This is a genomic window from Nereida sp. MMG025, from assembly GCF_021654165.1.
Lineage (GTDB): Bacteria > Pseudomonadota > Alphaproteobacteria > Rhodobacterales > Rhodobacteraceae > Nereida.
On sequence record NZ_JAKFZN010000001.1, the window covers coordinates 779145 to 798438 of the forward strand.

Consider the following 19294-nt stretch of genomic DNA (forward strand, 5'->3'; position numbering starts at 1 on the left):
AGCTATCCTTTGGGTCTACGTGCAGAGCTGCGGATCATCAGCGGCCCATCAATTTCAATATGCTGTGTGTCGCCCGTGCGTTCGATCAACCCCATCAGGGTGTCGACTGTCGCACTCACCATACGGTTTGTGGGCTGGCGCAAGGTGGTCAGATCATAAGCGACCCAACTTGCAATCGACACGTCATCGTAGCCGACAATCGAGACATCGTCAGGGATCCTCAGGTTCAGCGTGCCGCGCAGGTGATCCATCACGCCAAACGCCATGTGATCATTTCCCACAAACAGGGCATCACACCCTTGATCCACAACCAGTTTTTCCGCCATTTCCGCTGCGACATCGCGGCGGTACATACCGTCCTCTTGCCCTACCAGTGTCGCACCCGCATCCGCCAGTCCTTGGGCAAATCCAAGCGCGCGGTCCACACCCGTGGTCGAGCCCATCCAACCCGACACATGCCCGATCCGCGTGTGACCGCCTGCAACCAGAAACTCCGCTATTTTGGCCGCCCCCGCACGGTTGTTGCTGGTCACATGGCTAAGCGTGCGCCCCTCATGACCACGGTTGAACAGCACGACAGGAATGCCCGCTGCCGCGCATTTATCGGTCAATTCATCTGAAATCCCGACACTGGCGGCAATAATCCCGTCCACTTGGTAGTCCAACAGTTGATTAAACGTGTCTTCCACATGCTCGCCATGCCCGCGCACGGTAAAAATAAGGATATGGTAGCCCTGCTCTTGTAAAACATTGCTCAACCGCTCAACCGCGTCGGGGTAAAACTGGTTATCCAGATAGGCCACAACCAGGCCGATAATCCGGCTGCGCCCCGTGATCAGACCACGCGCCAGACGGTTCGGACGATACCCGAGGGCTTCGGCCGCCTCTCGCACTTTCTTCTGGGTCGATTTGCTGGCACTGGCCCCGCTGAAAACACGGCTGACGGCCGATTGGCTGACACCTGCGCGCAAAGCCACATCCAAAGAGGTCACTTTACGGTTCATTCCGCCGTCCACCCGCCATCGACCAGCAACGACGTGCCCGTCACCATCGCACTGGCATCAGATGCCAAAAACAAGACAGCCCCCATCAGGTCCTCGACCTCGGCCACGCGGGGCAGCTTGATCATCCGCTCAATCCATGCGCGCTTTTCAGGGTCCTCAAATGTGGGTGCAGTCAGCGCTGTGCGCACAAACGTCGGGCATACGGTATTGACCCGAATGTTACGTGCGCCCCATTCAATCGCCATCGCCTTGGTCATGCCCTCAACCGCATGTTTGGTGCCGCAATACACCGCGCGATCAATCCCGCCCACATGCGCCATCTGACTGCTGATCTGAATGATCGACCCGCCGTTTTGCATGCCTTTTGCCGCTTGCTGCGCCAGAAAATAGGCCGCTTTCACATTAATCTGCATCACCGCATCAAAATCATCTTCAAGCGTATCCAATGCAGGCGAATGTCGGGCCAGCCCTGCCGAATTCACCAAAATATCCACAGGCGTGGCCAGAGCGTCTTTGACAGCGGCCATATCCGTGACGTCCAGCTGCAGGCCTTCTGCGCTCAGCCCCGCATCCGTCATTGCCGTCACAGAGGCCGCAATTTCATCCGCGCTGCGCGCCGCAATCACCACATGGGCGCCCGCTTCTGCCAAGGCGACGGCGCTGCCCAACCCGATGCCGCGCGAGCCGCCAGTGACCAAAGCACGCTTTCCATCAAGGCGAAACGAAGGGGTCTTGGGCAGCATCTGAAGTCCTTTGCATAGGTTTGCAAAATCAGATTAACGAGGCCTCACAGGGCTGGCAATACCCCTAAAGGACGGGAAATCAGCATAGCGTTTTTGACGCATCTGCACGGTCTCATCAGGCTCCTGCCCCGCACGCAGCAGGCTGCCCTTGGGCGCGGCATAGCTGTTGATCTTGGGCACAGGCACGGGCCGCCAAGCGATGTTGAACGCCGCCAGTTTCGGGAAAAACCACAGGTTCGAATAGTACAGATGATCATGTATCCACCACGCCAGGTCGCGCCAATCACGTCCCTTTTCGAATTGATCAGCAAACCACGGCACAACGACAGACGCACCTGCAACCGCATGGGCATCGTCATGATAATCCCAGACATGTATCTCGTCGGGGTTGTCGTTGCGCGCGCAATTGAGGTTGTTTTCATTGCCAAATCTGTTCACCGCAGCCGACCGATACGCCGAGCGGATGGCCAACCGCCCAAAAGTGTCTTGCATCGGCTCAAGGATCGTCTCGCAAAACGCCCTGCCCCGCTCAATCGCCACATCAGGACGGTCAGGAACATTGGGAACGCCGTGGATATTGCTGATTTCGGAATACAGCATATCGCGCATGTAGAACGACTTGGACAGCCGCACACGGCCCAGGTTTTCCAACCCCCTCATGCTCGCGGGCGCACGCTTCATGTCTGCGTCATCTCGCGCATCCGCGCCAGAACATCAACACCAAGCTGGTCGTAAACATGCAACAGATCCACCAACACCCAGTTTTCACGGATCATTCCCTCCTGATCCACGCGCCAAAAATCAAGACTGCGCATCGTCAGATCCTTGTTCACAGGCGGAATGCCCAACCAGCCGCTGCCATCCAGCGTCATCTTCATACCAGGCCACGCGGTAAACCCGACGTAATCGCCACTGGCAAACAGATGCCCCGTCGCCTTGCCACCAACGCGATTTGGCATGGCGTTCAGAAACGGGATTTGATGGTGGTTGCGAAACCCTTTGATCCCCCGTGCCGTGCCGATGCCCGCAGGCCCGTACCAGCTGCACCGCGGATGCCAGTAGTGATCCAGCCGCATCGCCGCCTCGCCCTCGCGGTTGTGCGACAACCCCTCCAGCATATCACTCACCACCTGAATCGCGCGGCTGCCATCTCCAGAAATCTGCAGCCCATCACAACTCATCGGTCCGGGCACCATCATCTCGCGCCCAAGCGAGGGCGACAAAGGCCAAACACCCGCCTGCATCATTACCTCGGGAATGTCCCAGATCGCCTGCATTTCCACAATCCGGCCACCCTCGACGCGGTAAAACTCGTGAAAGCGCATATGCGCCCAACGCCGTGTCGGGGGTATGTCCAGAAACGGGGCCGCAAACAGGCCCGCGTAATGGCCGCCCTGCCCAATCCAAAGCGCACCGTTGGTATCTTCCGCACACATCGAGATCCAGACGCGCCGCTCCACATCGGGGAAGGCTTCATACAGCTGCGCCAAAGCACCGTCACAGAACGCATCAACGCTCAAACTCTCGAACGGATGGGCCAGCTTGACCTGCGCATCAGCCGTGAAAATCGCACGAAAGGCCCGCTGTGCTTGGCCCAGATCACAGGCCTGCAACGCATCCAAAGGCGCCACGATCGACAGGCTCATGGCCTCCCCCTTTTCAATTCATTGTTGGCAAAATACCTCGGGGTCCGGGGCAGCGCCCCGGTCTGCCCGTGCCATTCACTCCGCTGCGTCACGGTAAGGCGCACCCGCACCATATGGCACGTTTATGCCACCGTAGCGGCGCACACGCACGTTGCATTGCTCGGCGTGACCGACGAACCCTTCCATCATGCACAGGCGCGATCCGTATTCGCCGACAAGCGTTGCCGCCTCATCGGTCAGCACTTTCTGATAGCTGTGCGTCTTGAGGAATTTGCCGACCCAAAGCCCACCTGTGTAACGCCCGGCTTTCTTGGTTGGCAGCGTGTGGTTTGTGCCGATGACCTTGTCACCATTGGCCACATTCGTGCGCGCCCCCAAGAACAACGCGCCATAGCTGGTCATATTCTCCAAGAACCAATCATCACGGTCGGTCATCACTTGAATATGCTCTGAACAAATCTCTTCGCTGACCGCCAGCATTTCGTCATAGCTGTCGCAAAGGATGATCTCGCCATAGTCCTCCCACGACACGCGGGCTGTCTCGGCTGTTGGCAGAATTTCCAAAATCCGCGCGATTTCGGCCATGGTTTCTTCGGCCAGTTTGCGGCTGTTGGTGATCATCACCGCGGGGCTGTTGTAGCCATGCTCGGCTTGGCCCAACAAATCTGTCGCGCAAATCTCGGCGTCCACTGTTTCATCCGCGATCACGCAGGTTTCTGTTGGCCCTGCAAACAGATCAATGCCGACACGCCCGTAAAGCTGGCGTTTGGCTTCGGCCACAAAAGCATTGCCTGGCCCTACAATCATATCACAAGGCGTTACGGTTTGGGTGCCGATCGCCATCGCGCCCACGGCCTGAATGCCGCCCAAAATCATGATCTCGTCAGCCCCTGCCAGATGCATCGCCGTGACCACCGCAGGGTGCGGCGCGCCATTCACAGGCGGGGACGAGGCCAGAACGCGCGGCACGCCTGCCACCTTGGCGGTCAACACAGACATATGCGCACTTGCGATCATCGGGAACTTGCCACCCGGCACATAGCAACCCACCGATTGCACAGGGATGTTCTTATGGCCAAGCACCACACCGGGCATCGTCTCGACCTCGACATCGGTCATGCTGTCGCGCTGGATTTGGGCAAAGTTGCGCACCTGATCTTGCGCAAACCTGATATCATCAATCTCGCGGCTGCTCAGCTTTGACATGGCCGCTTCAATCTCGGATTGCGTCAGCGCAAAGGCTTGGGGGCTGTAGCCATCAAATTTCTGGCTCAGGTCGCGCACGGCCGCATCGCCGCGCCCTTCGATATCTGCCAAAATATCCTCAACCGATTTACGGACTTTTGCATCGTCTGTTGCACGGTCCGCTTCGGATTTTCCGCGCTTCAAATATTCAGCCATCTCAGCCTCCCCCAAATATGTCTGGGGCTACAATAGCGGGGCCAAGCAAGCGCTCAAGTGATTTTTGCAAACCTATGCAATTTTCTACACATGCGGCTCAAGCCACCTCAGAACGGCCTCTGCAATCGGTTCTGTGGACAGCGGCGAAAGGGCATCGCCGGCCAGAACATGGGCATTCTCATCATCCCCGCGCCTTGCCTCTTGCGGCATCACTTCGGCTGGCCCACCCCATGCCGCAGCGACCGCGCGTGTTTTCGACGGATCCACCACACGGTCCTTTTCGCTAAAGACAAAACACGCAGGTGTCTTGATGGTTGACACATCAACGCCGCGGCAGGCCCGCACAGCATCATCCATCGCAAAGACCGCTTTGGTCGGATAGCGCAGGGTCCAATAGGTTGCGTGGCGCGGATTGGCCGCCTCAAATCCGCGTTCGGCCCCCAGAAGAATTGGCCCCCACCTGCGCACAAAAGGCGCGGCAAGCAAGGCACGGGCAATAACAGATGTCATCCCGTAGTTGGGGGACACAAAGACAGTCGCCGCGATATCACGCGCCTGCCGGGCCAGCGCAAGCGTGACAAGCGTGCCACCTGTCGAACAACTGACCACCACCACGCGCTCGCCTATAGCGCGGCCCACCGCAAGGGCTTCGTCCGTGTCCGCCATCCAATCGGTCCACGTGGCTTGCCCCATCGCGGCCCCGTCCTGCCCGTGGCCTGCCAGTCGTGTGTAGTGCAAATTTGCGCCCAGTGCTTGCGCGATAATCTCGCACAGGGGCTGCAACTCGCCCGAACTGGCCGAAAACCCGTGCACAAAAACAACGCTGATCGGGGTGCGCTGGCCCGCCTTATCCGCCCAGATGACCCGTTTGTGCTGATCGGGACGCAAATGCGGCACATCCGCTTCGCGTTTGGCCAAAAATGCGTCAACCTCGTGGACCTGCATCACACCGCCTCCAGCACGCGTTTGGCCGATGGCCGATACAGCACCGCCAATAACAAAATCGACAGACCCATCACCGCCGCGGGCACCAGCGTGATAGACCACTGCAACGCGGTGATCGCCTCTGGCAGTTGCTCGACCCTGCCCATGGTCGTCTCGCGCCAGCCGTAGGCCTGCAATATCCCGCCCAACACCAATGGTGCCAGCGCATTGGCCGCCTTTTGACCAAAAAGCCAGATCGCCGAAAAGGCGCCTTCAATGGCCGCACCCGTTTCGCGTTTGGTCACATCCATCAGGTCAGGATACATAGCCCATGGGATTTGCTGATAGGCGCCGTTGGTCATGCCCGCTAGCACAAAAAGCCCTGCAATCAGGGTCACATTCACCGATGGCAGCGCCGAAAACAGCCCGTAGAGCAGCACCATATAAAGCGCCAGCCCAAGCATCAGCGCCCCGGATTTGCCAAGGCGATGGCTCAAGACAACCCAGACCGCCTGGCTCAGGATCGATCCCACGACAAAGGCCGCAAACATCAGGCTCAACACCCCAAGCCCCGCCGCCACGCCAGACAGCGCCGTGCCCCCGTCATCGACCACCAGATACAACGCCGCAAAGGGCAAACCCGCCGTGATCAGCGCAACTGCCATGGTCATCAATCCGTAAAGCAACGCCAGGATAACAAAGGCCCGATTGCCAAAGACCAACCCAAGCATCGGCGCAAAGGCCTGCTGGCTTGGCAGAGGTTCACGCGGCGCTTTGCGGGTGGCGAAAATGCTGATCCAGATCGCACCCACGATAATCGGCGCAACGGCCATGGCGGCAAACACATGCCCCTCGCGGCTATCGCCTGCAAGCACGGGAATAACGGCCCCACCAAGCAGAATGCCAAGCGATGCAAACCCCATGCGCCACGCTGTCATCTGGCTGCGTTCCCGCGGATCATCGGTGATTTCGCCTGCCATTGCACCATACGGAATGGCAACCATGGTAAACCCGACCGTCGCAAGAATGAAAAACCCTGTGACCCACGCCAGATTGCCCGTTGTCCCAAATCCCTGGGGCACAGCAAAAATGCCAATCACACCCGCCACCAAAACCAACGCCCCAAAGAACATCCACGGTGCGCGCCGCCCAAAGCGGCTGTCTGTCCGATCAGACAGGTATCCAATCAACGGGTCCGTCACCATATCAAACAGCAAAACAGCCGTTGTGACCATTCCCGCCACACCAATCGGGACGCCCAGATAATTGGTCAGAAATGCCAGAACCAGAAGTTGCTTGACCACCACAAAGACCACAACGCCCATGTCGGCCAGGCCCCAACCCGCCTTTTCGCCCAAGCTTAATGCCATGCTGTCCCCTCCCAAGGTCCCGACAAGCTGTCAAACAAGGTTAAGCAGGCTTTCAAACCGTCCCAAAGCGTTTCGTTAGGTCACGTGTTGGATGGCGGAAACGATCAGCGGCAGACACGCGTCATCACTAAACGAATGGTCTTTGTCTTTGACCATCAGCAATTGGTAGTCAGGACAGGTCACATGATCCATCAGGCGCAAAGCAGTCTGGCTGCTCACGGATGTATCTGCCGTGCCCTGCAAGGCGCGCACCTTGAATGGCAGCTCCAGCGGATCGCGCAGCACCAGATTGGCACGGCCCTCGACGATCAACCGCTTGGTGATGATATATGGCTCACCATACTCTGACGGCAGGGCCACGTGGCCCTTGGCCTCCAACTCGGCCTTTTGCGCATCCGAAAACCCGGCCCAAAAGCCATCTTCGGTGAAATCAGGCGCGGCTGCGATGGTCACCAACGCGTGCACGCGGCGCGGTTTGGCCCGTGCAATCAACAGGGAAATCCAGCCGCCCATAGACGAACCAACCAGAATTTGCGGCGTATCGGTTTGGCTGGCAATCAGGCCAAGCGCATCTTCGAACCAATCGCCAATCGCCCCTGCCGTGAACTCTTCCGACGATTGCCCATGCCCCGAATAATCAAACCGCAAAAACGCGCGGCCCTGCGCGCGGGCCCATTGCTCAAGATACGTCGCCTTAGAACCTTCCATGTCCGATTTGAACCCACCCAGAAAGACCACCCCCGGCCCGTCGCCATCGGTCTGGTGAAACGCAATCTTGCGTCCCGTGGGCGCGTGCCAGATCTGTGGGTCAGACACGGTCACAGACCTGCGTGCCAGAGGTTACACTGATCAGCGGGATCAAATAGCCGCCTTCAGAGCGCACGGCATAAGAATAGCACCCATTGGGCGATCGGTAGAGCGCCGAGGCTGGAACGCCGTCTGGCAACGCGGCAATCGCTCGGCTGGACGCCGTTGTGGGGGGCGGTGCATCTGGCAGGCCGCCTGCTGCTGCGGCGGGTGCGCTTTGCGTGCCGGGTGCGGTTGTGCTTGATACGCCTTCAAGCTCGCAGGCGCCAAGTGCCAGAATCGCTCCCAAGGCCAAAGCCGTTTTTTTCATGATATCCCCCAAGTTTGGCGCGGCTGCGTGTCCAGCATGCCGTTATGTACTGGCAGAACCCTACGAGAAAAGACCGTGAGTTCAAGTGATTAGCATGTTTTATAAGTTACCCTATTGTCACGTGACTATTTAATCACCTAAAGTCAAAGCATGGATAAGATATTCAAAGCCCTCTCTGATCCCGCGCGGCGCACCTTGCTTGACGCTCTGCGCCGCAAGGACGGACAAAGCCTGACAGAGCTTGAAAAGACCCTCGATGGCATGACCCGTTTTGGCGTGATGAAACACCTGCAACTTCTTGAAAAGGCGCAGTTAATCACCACCCGCAAAGATGGCCGTTTCAAATATCACTACCTCAACGCCCTGCCGATCATGGAGGCGATGGACAGATGGGTCGAACCGATGCGCGTTCACCCTACCGCCCGCGCCGTCATGACGCTCAAGACCCAACTCGAAAGGCCCGCTCAGATGAAACCTGACTTCGTCATGCATACCTATATTCGCTGCACCCAAGACGCGCTTTGGGATGCGCTCACCTCGACCGATCAAATGCCCAATTACCACTTCATGGCCAATGACATCCGACGCGATGGCGCACGGATCGACTATTACACCCCTGACGGGAACCTGATGCTCGAAACGGTTGAAACCAAACTGGACCCCAAATCGCGCATCGAATCCACCTTCGCCCCCAAGTGGGAAGGCCCGACAATGACCCAGTCGCGCTTTGTCTACCTGATCGAAGCCGATGGCGAAAACTGCAAGCTGACGCTGGAACACTACGACATCCCTGCAGGTCAGGACGGTGTCGCAGATGGATGGGTGCGGATGCTCTCCAATCTCAAAACCTTCCTTGAAACAGGCCGAACCGCCGCAACAGGAGCGGCATAGGATGGACAGCTTTCCAACAGAACTGGGTATCCTGACCTGCCTGATGATCCTCGCGGCCTCGCTTTGGATTCCCTATATTATCGGGGTCAACACGGCCGATGACACGGCCCTGCCCGCCGACCACCCCGATGGCTTTGTGCGCGTGGGCAATCACCGCAATCACCGTGCATGGGTCGGGCGTGCCTACCGCGCGCACATGAACCTGCTGGAACAGGCGGTTCCCTTTGCGATCCTTGTTCTTCTGGTTGACCGTTTGGATGGGTTCACCGCGCTAACCTACTGGACCGCCATCGCTTTTTTCTGGCTGCGCGTCGCACATGCCATCGGCTACATCACCGCATGGGCCACCATGCCGCTGCGCCCGTTGATCTTTGTTGCGGGCTGGCTGTGCTGCCTGATCATGGCCTACAGCGTGTTCGCGGCGGCCTGACAACGCCCAACGCATAAAACGCCCATAAAAAAAGCCGCTCGAAACCTGGCGGCTTTTGCTTTGCGCTGAATAAAGGCCTCAGCCACCGACATAGACGTCGTTTTTGGGACGGTAGAACACCTTTTGATTGTGCAGACGACCAAGCAAGTCATGGATTTGGCGGGCGTCGCCGCTGGCCTGATCTTCCAATGCCAACTCGCGCTTCTTTTCCAAAAGCGCGGTTTCAATCACATCCAGATCTTCAATCGTCAGCTCAAACGTTTTGTTGTAGGCGGTCATCTGATATCCCCTAAATGTAGCAGCTGTTTCCAATAGGAAATACCGCACCGCAGCAAAAGCGTCCAGCCCAAATGTCGGTTTTTTGCGCTTAAATGTCGATTTTGCAGCATGCAATTGTATACGCTTTTGCGCCGATCCCTCGCATTTGGCCCCTCTTCGGCCTTCAATCGGATTGCATCCCACCCAATCTGCCTTACCTTCCAACCAAACGCATAAACAAGGGACCCCGATCATGAGCTATACGCCCCCCAAAGTCTGGACATGGGATGCTGAAAACGGGGGCAAGTTTGCCTCGATCAACCGACCCACCGCGGGGGCCACCCATGACAAGGATCTGCCCACAGGCAAGCACCCTTTGCAACTTCACTCACTGGCCACACCCAACGGCGTCAAAGTCACGGTCCTGCTAGAAGAGCTTTTGGCCGCAGGGCACGCCGCTGACTATGACGCGTGGCTGATCGACATCGGCGAAGGCGATCAATTCTCAAGCGGCTTTGTGGACGTAAACCCCAACTCCAAAATCCCCGCGCTTTTCGACAAATCCACCGGCGTGCGCGTGTTCGAATCGGGCGCGATCCTGCTGTATCTGGCCGAAAAATACCGCGCCTTCCTGCCCCAAGATATCGAAGGGCGCACAGAAACGCTCAACTGGCTGTTCTGGCTGCAAGGATCTGCCCCCTATCTGGGCGGCGGCTTTGGCCATTTCTACGCCTATGCGCCCGAAAAATTCGAATACCCGATCAACCGCTTTTCGATGGAAGCCAAGCGCCAGCTGGACGTGTTGAACCAGCAGCTTGAAGACTTCGAATTCATCGCAGGCGATCACTACACCATCGCCGACATGGCCATTGCCCCTTGGTATGGCGCACTTGTGCAAGGCGCGCTCTATGGCGACAGCGCCACATTTTTGGACACCGCCAGCTACGAACACGTGAACCGTTGGGCCGATACGGTCATGTCGCGCCCTGCCTACCAGCGCGGCCGCATGGTCAACCGCAAGTGGGGCGAGGCGCATGAACAACTGCACGAACGCCACGACGCTTCGGATTTTGACACAAAGACCAAAGACAAAACCGCAGCCGAATAGCATAGTAGCGGGCGTAACCCTAACCGAGGCCCGATATGTCCGACACCAGCGCACACCCAGATGATCCCCACTATGTAAACCGCACAGGTTGGTTGCGCGCAGCTGTCTTGGGCGCAAATGACGGGATTGTTTCTGTCTCCTCGCTCGTGGTGGGCGTCGCCGCCGCCGACCCAACCCCGCGCGCCGTGATGATCGCGGGCATCGCAGGTCTGGTGGCTGGCGCCATGTCGATGGCCGCTGGCGAATATGTTTCGGTATCCTCGCAATCCGACACAGAACGCGCCGACATCAAACGTGAAAAAGTCGCACTGGCCGAAATGCCCGAAGAAGAATTTGCCGAATTGGTTGAAATCTACCGCGAACGCGGGCTGAGCCAGGCCACCGCCACCAAAGTGGCGCAGGAACTGACAGACAAAGACGCGCTGGCCGCGCATATCCGCGACGAACTTGGCTTGTCAGAGGTCCACACCGCCAATCCGTTGCAAGCCGCACTCGCGTCAGGGGCCACCTTTACCGTGGCCGCCGCAATCCCCGTGCTGGCCGCTTTCTTTGCGCCAGCCTCAGCCATCATTCCGACCGTCTTGATCGTAACGGTGTTTGCGCTGGCCGCTCTCGGGGCGCTTGGGGCCACAGCAGGGGGCGCACCGCTTCTGCCCGCCACCTTGCGCGTGGTCACATGGGGGGTGCTGGCAATGGCCATCACAGCCGCAATCGGCTGGCTGTTCGGGGTCAGTGTTTAGGGCAAATCAGGCAGGTGTTGCGTGATCCGCGATTGGCCGAGCGTCTGACGCATTGCCATACCGTGAGCAGACGCTAGGCCATACATGCGTTTTCGCGCCTTGACGCCTTTGATCAGGCAGGCCAAAAGGCCCGCATAACCCAACCCGCAACCGTGCGCTTCGTAGGCGCAAAACTGACGAAAGGGGCCGCACAATGACTGCCCAAATCTCCCTGACACTGCCCGATGGATCGGTCCGCGATTATGCGGCTGGCGTGACCCCCGCAGAGGTCGCAAGCTCTATCGCGACAAGCCTTGGCAAGAAGGCCATCAGCGCGACTGTCAACGATCAGCACTGGGATTTACAGTGGCCGATTGAAGCTGATTCCTCCGTTGCGATCAATACCTTGAAGGACGCTGCCCCTGCGCTTGAGCTTATCCGCCACGACCTTGCGCACATCATGGCCCGCGCCGTGCAAGAGATTTGGCCAGACGTCAAAGTCACCATCGGCCCCGTGATCGAAAACGGCTGGTATTACGACTTTGACCGCGCCGAGCCCTTCACCCCCGAAGACCTTGGGCTGATCGAAAAAAAGATGAAGGAAATCATCAACAAGCGCGATCCCGTGCGCACCGAAGTCTGGGACCGCGACGTTGCGATCAAATACTACGAAGACCGGGGCGAACCCTATAAAGTCGAACTGATCAACGCCATCCCCGGCAACGAACCCCTACGCATGTATTGGCACGGCGACTGGCAGGATCTGTGCCGTGGACCGCACCTGCAACATACAGGCCAAGTGCCCGCTGACGCCTTCAAACTGATGTCCGTCGCAGGCGCTTATTGGCGCGGCGACAGCGACCGCGCGATGCTGCAACGCATCTATGGCGTGGCCTTCCAGAACAAGGAAGATCTGCGCAAGTATCTGAATATGCTGGAAGAAGCCGCCAAACGCGACCACCGCAAACTGGGCCGCGAGATGGATCTGTTCCACATGCAAGAAGAAGCGCCGGGTCAGATTTTCTGGCACCCCAACGGCTGGACCGTCTACACCGAGCTGCAAGATTATATGCGCCGCCAGCAACGCGCAGGTGGCTATGTCGAGGTGAACACCCCTCAGGTCGTGGACCGCAAACTCTGGGAAGCTTCGGGCCACTGGGAAAAGTATCAAGAAAACATGTTCATCGTCGAAGTGGACGAAGAACACGCCCGCGAAAAAGCCGTGAACGCGCTCAAACCCATGAACTGCCCGTGTCACGTGCAAATCTTCAACCAAGGCCTGAAATCTTACCGCGACCTGCCTTTGCGGATGGCCGAATTCGGCAGCTGCAACCGCTATGAGCCCTCGGGCGCGCTGCACGGCATCATGCGCGTGCGCGGCTTTACCCAAGACGACGGGCATATTTTTTGCCGCGAAGACCAGATCGAGAGCGAAACAGCCGACTTCATTAACTTTCTTTCAACCATTTACCGCGATCTTGGGTTTGAAGAGTTCAAAGTGAAGTTTTCGGACCGTCCCGAAAAACGATCGGGATCAGACGAGGTTTGGGACAAAGCCGAAGCCGCTTTGTTGGCAGCCACCCGCGCCGCAGGGATCGAACCCGAATTGAACCCCGGCGAAGGCGCGTTTTACGGGCCCAAACTGGAATTTGTGCTGACAGATGCAATCGGACGCGATTGGCAATGCGGCACGCACCAAGTTGATTTCGTTCTGCCAGAGCGGCTGGACGCCACATACATCGGTCAGGACGGCAACAAACACCGCCCTGTTATGTTGCACCGCGCAACTTTAGGCTCGTTCGAGCGGTTCATCGGCATCCTGATCGAAGAACACGCGGGCAAACTGCCGTTCTGGTTGGCCCCGCGTCAGGTGGTCGTCGCCTCCATCATCTCGGATGCAGACGACTATGTGCACGATACCGTCGCCAAGCTGCGTGCCGCTGGCATCCGCGCCGAAGCCGACATTCGCAACGAAAAGATCAACTACAAGGTGCGCGAACACAGTCTTGGCAAAGTGCCTGTCATTCTGGCGTGTGGCGCGCGCGAAGTGGAAAACGGCACAGTGTCGGTGCGCCGCTTGGGTGAAAAGCAGACATCCGTGCAACCACTTGCCGATCTGATTCCGGAATTGGCGCTTGATGCGACGCCGCCTGATCAGCGCAACGCTTGAAAATCTGTAACAAAACACCAAAGCCCCGCTGTTTTAGCGGGGCTTTTTGTTTCAAGTCGTTCCTGTGGCCCTGAAAAACAAGGGCCGCACCGTTCACCGTTTCATAGCGGATATTCACGCAGCCGTGTCACACGCGCCCGTGAATGGCGCTGCCGCGACAGTCTGACCTAGGGTTTGATCAGTCCTTCTCGGGACCCTGACACATGAAACCAAAGGGAGACATTTATGTCCAATACTATGAAAACACTCGCCGTTGCAGGCGCCGTTGCAGCCGCTTTGACTGCACATTCCACCACAACGGCAACCGCCATGTCGAAAGAGAAATGCTACGGCATCAGCCTTGCAGGCGAAAACGATTGCGCAGCAGGCCCAGGCACAACTTGTGCAGGGTCTTCAACAGTCGATTACCAAGGCAATGCATGGAAATCGGTCGACGCGGGCACATGCGTCACAATGGAAAAAGAAGGCGGCCGCATGGGCTCGCTTGAGCCACTGGACCGCGATCTGCCAGCATAAGCGTTTCGGCGCGGGACGTTTTATGCGCCCCGCGCCACCCACTCCCTGACAAAGACCCTGACAGATGTTTGATCAATCCCCCCCTCACGGCCTGCCGCATTGCGCAGGCGTTGGCTACAAGCCGCAGCATTTCACCCAGATTATGGAGAACGCGGGATCGGTTGGCTGGTTGGAAGTGCATGCCGAAAACTACATGGGCGCAGGTGGCCGCCCCTTGGCGCAGCTTGCCGCTCTTGCCGAGACATTTCCCCTGTCCGTTCATGGTGTTGGCCTGTCGATTGGCGGCGAAGGCCCGCTTGACCCAGACCACCTTGCGCGGCTCAAGGCGTTGTGCGACCGCGTCAAACCAGCCAGTTTTTCGGAACATCTTGCGTGGTCGACCCACGATATCGGGTTTTTGAACGATTTGCTGCCACTGCCCTATACCCAAACAACCCTGACCCGCGTTTGCGCCCACATTGATCAGGTTCAAGACCTGCTTGGTCGTCAGATGCTGCTTGAAAACCCGTCAAACTATCTGGCCTTCGCAGAAAGCCAGATGTCCGAGGTGGCATTTCTGACCGAGATTACCAACCGAACAGGCTGCGGCCTGCTATTGGATGTCAACAACGTGTTTGTGTCGGCGGTCAATCAACAGACCGATCCGCTGTCTTATCTTGATGCCTTTCCCCTTGATAAGGTTGGGGAAATCCATCTTGGCGGACATGACGAGGACACCGACGATCACGGTGCGCCCTTGCTGATTGACAGCCACGGCGCAGAGGTGGCGGATCCGGTCTGGGCCTTGCTTGATCATGTCCTGCAGCGCGCAGGCCCCCGCCCTGTGCTGATCGAATGGGACACCGATGTGCCCGACTGGACGGTGCTGGAAGCCCAAGCCGCCCGCGCCCATACCGCCCTTGCAACGGTGCAGGCATGATCTGCCAAGACGCCTTCACCGTGGCCCTTCTGGATCCGTCCCAACCCACGCCAGCGGGCTTGATTGACCCGCAAGGCCAAACCGCGCCCAAACGGTTTGCCGTATACCGCAACAACGTAGCCGCCAGTTTGACCGAAGCCCTGCGCACGGGCTTTCCGGTTATTCGCAAGTTGGTTGGCGATCGCTTCTTTGATGCCTTGGCAGGGGTATATCTGCGCGCCCATCCCCCCAAAACGCCGCTGATGATGCACTACGGTCAGGAGCTGCCTGCATTTCTGCAAGGCTTCCCACCCGCCCAAAACCTGCCCTATCTTGCCGATGTGGCCCGCTTGGAACTTGCTATGCGCGAAAGCTATCATGCGAAAGATGCCGCACCGATAGAACCAAGTGTTTTGGCCGCAATTCCCCCGGAAACACTGATGCAAAGCCGCATCGCGCTTGCGCCCTCGGCAATCTTGTTGCGCTCACGCTGGCCAATCTACGGCATTTGGGCGGCAAATATGCTGGACGCGCCCACACCACAGATGCACGGCGAAGCGGTGCTGATCATGCGGCCAGAGTATGATCCCACGCCGCACCTATTGCCTGCGGGCATGGCGACATTCCTGATCGCGCTTGAAACGCAGCCGCTTGGCGCAGCGCTTGATACGGCCACGGCGGCCGTTGCTGACTTCGACCTCGGCGCAGCCCTTGGCATTTTGCTGGCGGGCGGCGCCATCACGTCCCTGACCCTACCGAAAGCCCCTGCCCCATGACCCGTCTTATCACTTTGCATCACGCCATTTTTGATCGTCTGACCGCTGCCGGAGATTGGATCACACCCACTTTGGCACGGCTAGTTTTTGTTGCGACGCTGTTGCAATACTTCTGGGCCTCTGGCCTGACGAAATTGGGCGACGGGATCACAGGGCTGTTCGTCCCCGCGGATGGCGCTTATTTCCAGATTTTCCCCAAGGCGATCGAGGCTGTGGGATATGATCCATCGCAACTGGGCACTTTTCATTGGGCAGTTGCATTGGCAGGCACATGGGCGGAATTTATCCTGCCATTCCTGATCCTTATCGGCCTTTTCACGCGATTGGCCGCACTTGGGATGATTGGCTTTATTGCCGTGCAAACATGGGTGGATATCTTTGGGCACGGATTGGGCGCCGCCGATATCGGCGTGTGGTTCGACAATATCCCAGGCTCACTCATCGTGGATCAAAGGGCGTTTTGGCTGTTTGTCCTGATCGTTTTGGTCGTGCGCGGCGGGGGTCCGCTGTCGGCAGATCGCCTGCTCAGGAAATCCACGTCGCCTGCACATCTTTCGTCCACCCCAGTGTGAGACGCCCATCCGCTTCGATAACGGGACGTTTCATCAAGGCGGGATGCTCTTGCAACAATTCGATGGCTGGCGTTTTGCGCGTATCCTCATCCAGCCCCCGCCACGTGGTTGAACGCGTGTTAAGCAACGCCGCACCAAAGGCCGCTTCGAACCGCGTAAGCGTCTCTGGATCAAGCGGCTCGGCACGCACGTCACGCAACTGGGCGGGATGTCCAGCAGCTTGCAACGCTTTTAATGCTTTGCGGCAGGTGTCACAGGCTTTTAATCCGTAAACGATCATCTGGGGTCCTTTCTGGGCGCGAATGTCACAGGGGCGCACCTTGATTTCCGCGCCATCACACTAACTGAATTATCATAACCCCGCGGCATAGCCAGCGCCATGTCGCACCAATAGACAAGATACCTGCACCCCGCAGGTCCACGACTGAAGGAGAAGGCGGATGGCCACTGGCACCGTAAAATGGTTCAATCAAACTAAAGGCTATGGCTTTATCGCACCCGATGATGGTGGCAAAGACATCTTTGTCCATATCTCGGCAGTGGAAGCCGCTGGCCTGACATCGTTGAACGATGACCAGAAAATCCAGTTTGAGATGGTCGCAGGCCGCGATGGCCGCGAAAGCGCAGGCGAGTTGGTTCTGCTCTAGTCGCACCACCCGACAAGACATGAAAAACGCCGCGCGAGGGATCCTCAGCGCGGCGTTTTTGTGTTCAGCACTTGGCCTTTAGTGGTGTTTGTGACCGTGCTTGTGTGTGTGCGAATGGTATGTCGTCGTGTGGGTGTGGCGCACGACATGGCTGTGTGTATGGCGCTTCACAACTTTTTTCACGCGCTTTTTGGGCGCAGGATGCATCATCATCGCTTGGTAGCTGCCAGCGTTTGGCGTGCCACAGCAGATCACACCATTCATGGTGATCGGCTGAAGACCAGCGGGGCAATAATTGCCTTTTGCGCCATCATACGAATAGATTTTCGCCTCTGCCGCCGCCGCACTAGCGCCTGCGATAACAACGGCTGCCGCGATGCTCAACTTCTTCAACATATTGTACTCCCTCGTGCCTCTGCACCATTATTTGGACAAACTTATCCACAGATTAGCCACATTTTGGGCCCTAGGTCAATTTGGTTAATGGAAACGGTGCGTTTCTGCTTTTACGCAGCTAAACCTTTGGCGCTATGATACTACTGGCCGTCACGATATCGATCGTACCCGCTTCGACAAAGTCCAATTCGCCTAAAGTATCAAGCAGATCATCAATATCTGGACTGGTAGCAAGGATCACTTTGTTAAGACCGATCACATCGCCTGTTTGGATTTTACGGTTTACTGATGCCGACTCTTTCTCATTCAGGGTAAGAAGATAGCTGTCAGCCTTGCGATGAACGTATTTCAGCGCAATCGCCTCCAAATCTGCTTGCTTGTACCGTTCCCTCAGGCTCGTCTTGGCACTAATGACAACAGGCTTTTGTTTAGTGTAAAGGAGGAGGTCAAAGTTTACATTAGGCACAAATGCGACGCGTGCCTGAACATAAATTGGCAATAAGCCTTTGTTCATAAGAAGGCTTATAAGTGTATACTCAAATACCAACCCATTGATATCTCGGTTGGGGTTTTCGAGCGACGTATACCGCGACCAGACTTCGGACACGTACTCGGATGGCCTCAGGTGCGCGAGTTCTCTGAAATCAGGAACTATTTCACAAAAGGTGTCTAAGGCTTTGCTTGTGCCGCCTTTCTTGCAAATTTCATGCGATTGAAATTCATCCCACGTCGACATTTTTCTCATTCCGTAGATTGAGGTGGTTTATTATTGCAGCGCCAGTTGCTTTCACGGCTGGAACTGCAACTGAATTTCCAAGCTGCTTCATAGCCTGCGTAAGAGGCGTTTTCGTTGGAAATTGAAAACCTTCTGGAAGCCCCATCATTTTTATACCGTCTTTTGGTGTAAGACGGTGCTCTTTACCATCGACCAAATAGCCATCCCAATTTCTCCTATCTAACAAACCAGATCCACGCCCACCGACACGAAGCGTATAGCCGATAGGCTTGTTACAAGGGGCGCCAAATATATCACTCATGAACAAGTTGAGGGGTTCAGGTTCTGGGAAACGAAACTCGCTTTCCTCTGTTTTTTCTCCTTTGAACCCCACCATAAAAAGCCGTGGCCGATGTTGCGGCAGGCCGTGATCAGAAGCTTTGACCACTTTGTAAAGAAAAGAGTAACCCAGACCTTCCAATTTTGATTGTATGGTCGCAAGTGTTCGGCCGTCATCGTGATTTTTCAAATGACGCACGTTCTCAAGGAAAAATGCGCTTGGGCGCTTCGTTTTTAAAATACGCTCAATTTCAAAAAACATATTGCCGCGATTGTCTTTGGCTTCATGAAAACCTTTCTTGAACCCTGCTTGGGAGAACGGTTGACACGGAAACCCACCGCACAGGATGTCGTGGTCTGGAATGCGTGTTGCATCTACAGACGAGATATCACCAGCGAAATTGCCAAGATCGAACAGTTCGCTGGCAACAGGTTTAAGATTTTGTTCATACGTAAGCCTTGCATGCGGATCGATTTCGGAGGCAAAAACGCACCTCGCACCAAGCGCATGCAGCGCAAAGTGAAATCCTCCAATCCCCGCAAAAAGATCTACAAAACGCAAGTCCGCACTCACTGGCGGCGATTTTTCATCTCTAATTGCGATGGCTTGGTTCATGTCAAATAGATCTAACTGATACATCCAAGAAAGGATAG

24 protein-coding genes are annotated in these 19294 nt (G+C 56.9%); 10 read left to right on the plus strand and 14 right to left on the minus strand.

Annotated elements, in window-relative coordinates; translation table 11 throughout:
• Positions 1-2: 2 nt before the first annotated feature.
• The 9 genes from L1065_RS03775 to L1065_RS03815 all read right to left on the minus strand — a co-directional run bounded on the left by L1065_RS03775 (position 3) and on the right by L1065_RS03815 (position 8205).
• Entirely contained in the window at positions 3-1004 is a 1002-nt protein-coding gene (locus L1065_RS03775; protein ID WP_237094103.1) for a LacI family DNA-binding transcriptional regulator, read from the minus strand.
• Complete coding sequence (locus L1065_RS03780) at positions 1001-1747, minus strand: SDR family NAD(P)-dependent oxidoreductase (RefSeq protein ID WP_237094104.1); 747 nt, start codon at positions 1745-1747, stop codon at positions 1001-1003. The genes L1065_RS03775 and L1065_RS03780 overlap by 4 nt, the downstream gene beginning before the upstream one ends.
• Positions 1748-1780: 33 nt before the next feature.
• Positions 1781-2407, minus strand: coding sequence for a hypothetical protein (locus tag L1065_RS03785; protein ID WP_237094538.1), 627 nt, complete (start codon positions 2405-2407; stop codon positions 1781-1783).
• Between the two features lie 17 nt (positions 2408-2424).
• Entirely contained in the window at positions 2425-3393 is a 969-nt protein-coding gene (locus L1065_RS03790; protein WP_237094105.1) for an ester cyclase, read from the minus strand.
• Between the two features lie 75 nt (positions 3394-3468).
• Positions 3469-4794: a histidinol dehydrogenase gene (gene hisD, locus L1065_RS03795; RefSeq protein ID WP_237094106.1), complete on the minus strand. Its 1326-nt coding sequence runs from the start codon at positions 4792-4794 to the stop codon at positions 3469-3471.
• An 84-nt stretch (positions 4795-4878) separates the two neighbouring features.
• Positions 4879-5739, minus strand: coding sequence for a carboxylesterase (locus L1065_RS03800; RefSeq protein ID WP_237094107.1), 861 nt, complete (start codon positions 5737-5739; stop codon positions 4879-4881).
• Positions 5739-7088 carry an MFS transporter gene (locus tag L1065_RS03805; protein ID WP_237094108.1) on the minus strand — a complete coding sequence of 450 codons (1350 nt, stop codon included), beginning with the start codon at positions 7086-7088 and terminating at the stop codon, positions 5739-5741. Before L1065_RS03805 ends, L1065_RS03800 begins: the two co-directional genes overlap by 1 nt.
• A 75-nt stretch (positions 7089-7163) precedes the next feature.
• Positions 7164-7904, minus strand: coding sequence for an alpha/beta hydrolase (locus L1065_RS03810; protein WP_370641133.1), 741 nt, complete (start codon positions 7902-7904; stop codon positions 7164-7166).
• Complete coding sequence (locus L1065_RS03815; protein WP_237094110.1) at positions 7897-8205, minus strand: hypothetical protein; 309 nt, start codon at positions 8203-8205, stop codon at positions 7897-7899. The genes L1065_RS03810 and L1065_RS03815 overlap by 8 nt, the downstream gene beginning before the upstream one ends.
• A 150-nt stretch (positions 8206-8355) precedes the next feature.
• Here L1065_RS03815 and L1065_RS03820 point away from each other — a divergent pair, with 150 nt between their 5' ends.
• Positions 8356-9096 carry an SRPBCC domain-containing protein gene (locus L1065_RS03820; RefSeq protein WP_237094111.1) on the plus strand — a complete coding sequence of 247 codons (741 nt, stop codon included), beginning with the start codon at positions 8356-8358 and terminating at the stop codon, positions 9094-9096.
• Between the two features lies 1 nt (position 9097).
• Positions 9098-9526, plus strand: coding sequence for an MAPEG family protein (locus L1065_RS03825; RefSeq protein ID WP_237094112.1), 429 nt, complete (start codon positions 9098-9100; stop codon positions 9524-9526).
• A gap of 78 nt (positions 9527-9604) precedes the next feature.
• Here the strand turns inward: L1065_RS03825 and L1065_RS03830 are convergent, their stop codons facing one another.
• On the minus strand, positions 9605-9805 hold the full coding sequence (locus L1065_RS03830) for a hypothetical protein (RefSeq protein WP_237094113.1): 201 nt from the start codon (positions 9803-9805) through the stop codon (positions 9605-9607).
• 232 nt (positions 9806-10037) lie between these two features.
• Here L1065_RS03830 and yghU point away from each other — a divergent pair, with 232 nt between their 5' ends.
• The 7 genes from yghU to L1065_RS03865 all read left to right on the plus strand — a co-directional run bounded on the left by yghU (position 10038) and on the right by L1065_RS03865 (position 16543).
• Positions 10038-10892, plus strand: coding sequence for a glutathione-dependent disulfide-bond oxidoreductase (gene yghU, locus L1065_RS03835; RefSeq protein ID WP_237094114.1), 855 nt, complete (start codon positions 10038-10040; stop codon positions 10890-10892).
• A gap of 35 nt (positions 10893-10927) precedes the next feature.
• Complete coding sequence (locus L1065_RS03840; RefSeq protein ID WP_237094115.1) at positions 10928-11632, plus strand: VIT family protein; 705 nt, start codon at positions 10928-10930, stop codon at positions 11630-11632.
• A gap of 193 nt (positions 11633-11825) precedes the next feature.
• Positions 11826-13781, plus strand: a complete 1956-nt coding sequence (thrS, locus tag L1065_RS03845; RefSeq protein ID WP_237094116.1) for a threonine--tRNA ligase — start codon at positions 11826-11828, stop codon at positions 13779-13781.
• Between the two features lie 225 nt (positions 13782-14006).
• Positions 14007-14297: a DUF2282 domain-containing protein gene (locus tag L1065_RS03850; protein WP_237094117.1), complete on the plus strand. Its 291-nt coding sequence runs from the start codon at positions 14007-14009 to the stop codon at positions 14295-14297.
• A gap of 64 nt (positions 14298-14361) precedes the next feature.
• Positions 14362-15216: a DUF692 family multinuclear iron-containing protein gene (locus tag L1065_RS03855; RefSeq protein ID WP_237094118.1), complete on the plus strand. Its 855-nt coding sequence runs from the start codon at positions 14362-14364 to the stop codon at positions 15214-15216.
• Positions 15213-15971, plus strand: a complete 759-nt coding sequence (locus L1065_RS03860; RefSeq protein ID WP_237094119.1) for a DUF2063 domain-containing protein — start codon at positions 15213-15215, stop codon at positions 15969-15971. The genes L1065_RS03855 and L1065_RS03860 overlap by 4 nt, the downstream gene beginning before the upstream one ends.
• Positions 15968-16543, plus strand: coding sequence for a DoxX family protein (locus L1065_RS03865; protein WP_237094120.1), 576 nt, complete (start codon positions 15968-15970; stop codon positions 16541-16543). Before L1065_RS03860 ends, L1065_RS03865 begins: the two co-directional genes overlap by 4 nt.
• Here L1065_RS03865 and L1065_RS03870 read toward each other — a convergent pair.
• On the minus strand, positions 16497-16823 hold the full coding sequence (locus L1065_RS03870; RefSeq protein ID WP_237094121.1) for an arsenate reductase family protein: 327 nt from the start codon (positions 16821-16823) through the stop codon (positions 16497-16499). The two genes, L1065_RS03865 and L1065_RS03870, sit on opposite strands and share 47 nt — an antisense overlap.
• A 160-nt stretch (positions 16824-16983) precedes the next feature.
• Between L1065_RS03870 and L1065_RS03875 the strand changes: the two genes are divergently transcribed.
• Entirely contained in the window at positions 16984-17190 is a 207-nt protein-coding gene (locus L1065_RS03875) for a cold-shock protein (protein WP_237094122.1), read from the plus strand.
• Between the two features lie 78 nt (positions 17191-17268).
• Here the strand turns inward: L1065_RS03875 and L1065_RS03880 are convergent, their stop codons facing one another.
• The 3 genes from L1065_RS03880 to L1065_RS03890 form a co-directional block, all read right to left on the minus strand.
• The gene (locus L1065_RS03880) at positions 17269-17586 is read right to left on the minus strand and encodes a hypothetical protein (RefSeq protein ID WP_237094123.1); all 318 of its coding nucleotides are present in this window, start codon (positions 17584-17586) and stop codon (positions 17269-17271) included.
• Between the two features lie 118 nt (positions 17587-17704).
• Positions 17705-18322, minus strand: a complete 618-nt coding sequence (locus L1065_RS03885) for a hypothetical protein (RefSeq protein ID WP_237094124.1) — start codon at positions 18320-18322, stop codon at positions 17705-17707.
• The gene (locus L1065_RS03890; RefSeq protein ID WP_237094125.1) at positions 18306-19280 is read right to left on the minus strand and encodes a DNA cytosine methyltransferase; all 975 of its coding nucleotides are present in this window, start codon (positions 19278-19280) and stop codon (positions 18306-18308) included. The genes L1065_RS03885 and L1065_RS03890 overlap by 17 nt, the downstream gene beginning before the upstream one ends.
• Positions 19281-19294: the final 14 nt, after the last annotated feature.

Coding starts and splice junctions, on each gene's coding strand:
- L1065_RS03875 (WP_237094122.1), top strand. CDS start 16,984: ATGGCCACTGGCACCGTAAAATGGTTCAATCAAACTAAAGGCTATGGC.
- L1065_RS03880 (WP_237094123.1), bottom strand. CDS start 17,586: ATGTTGAAGAAGTTGAGCATCGCGGCAGCCGTTGTTATCGCAGGCGCT.
- L1065_RS03855 (WP_237094118.1), top strand. CDS start 14,362: ATGTTTGATCAATCCCCCCCTCACGGCCTGCCGCATTGCGCAGGCGTT.
- L1065_RS03825 (WP_237094112.1), top strand. CDS start 9,098: ATGGACAGCTTTCCAACAGAACTGGGTATCCTGACCTGCCTGATGATC.
- L1065_RS03885 (WP_237094124.1), bottom strand. CDS start 18,322: ATGTCGACGTGGGATGAATTTCAATCGCATGAAATTTGCAAGAAAGGC.
- L1065_RS03800 (WP_237094107.1), bottom strand. CDS start 5,739: ATGCAGGTCCACGAGGTTGACGCATTTTTGGCCAAACGCGAAGCGGAT.
- L1065_RS03790 (WP_237094105.1), bottom strand. CDS start 3,393: ATGAGCCTGTCGATCGTGGCGCCTTTGGATGCGTTGCAGGCCTGTGAT.
- L1065_RS03865 (WP_237094120.1), top strand. CDS start 15,968: ATGACCCGTCTTATCACTTTGCATCACGCCATTTTTGATCGTCTGACC.
- L1065_RS03850 (WP_237094117.1), top strand. CDS start 14,007: ATGTCCAATACTATGAAAACACTCGCCGTTGCAGGCGCCGTTGCAGCC.
- L1065_RS03860 (WP_237094119.1), top strand. CDS start 15,213: ATGATCTGCCAAGACGCCTTCACCGTGGCCCTTCTGGATCCGTCCCAA.
- L1065_RS03830 (WP_237094113.1), bottom strand. CDS start 9,805: ATGACCGCCTACAACAAAACGTTTGAGCTGACGATTGAAGATCTGGAT.
- L1065_RS03870 (WP_237094121.1), bottom strand. CDS start 16,823: ATGATCGTTTACGGATTAAAAGCCTGTGACACCTGCCGCAAAGCATTA.
- L1065_RS03785 (WP_237094538.1), bottom strand. CDS start 2,407: ATGAGGGGGTTGGAAAACCTGGGCCGTGTGCGGCTGTCCAAGTCGTTC.
- hisD (WP_237094106.1), bottom strand. CDS start 4,794: ATGGCTGAATATTTGAAGCGCGGAAAATCCGAAGCGGACCGTGCAACA.
- L1065_RS03775 (WP_237094103.1), bottom strand. CDS start 1,004: ATGAACCGTAAAGTGACCTCTTTGGATGTGGCTTTGCGCGCAGGTGTC.
- yghU (WP_237094114.1), top strand. CDS start 10,038: ATGAGCTATACGCCCCCCAAAGTCTGGACATGGGATGCTGAAAACGGG.
- L1065_RS03815 (WP_237094110.1), bottom strand. CDS start 8,205: ATGAAAAAAACGGCTTTGGCCTTGGGAGCGATTCTGGCACTTGGCGCC.
- L1065_RS03890 (WP_237094125.1), bottom strand. CDS start 19,280: ATGTATCAGTTAGATCTATTTGACATGAACCAAGCCATCGCAATTAGA.
- L1065_RS03820 (WP_237094111.1), top strand. CDS start 8,356: ATGGATAAGATATTCAAAGCCCTCTCTGATCCCGCGCGGCGCACCTTG.
- L1065_RS03780 (WP_237094104.1), bottom strand. CDS start 1,747: ATGCTGCCCAAGACCCCTTCGTTTCGCCTTGATGGAAAGCGTGCTTTG.
- L1065_RS03805 (WP_237094108.1), bottom strand. CDS start 7,088: ATGGCATTAAGCTTGGGCGAAAAGGCGGGTTGGGGCCTGGCCGACATG.
- L1065_RS03840 (WP_237094115.1), top strand. CDS start 10,928: ATGTCCGACACCAGCGCACACCCAGATGATCCCCACTATGTAAACCGC.
- thrS (WP_237094116.1), top strand. CDS start 11,826: ATGACTGCCCAAATCTCCCTGACACTGCCCGATGGATCGGTCCGCGAT.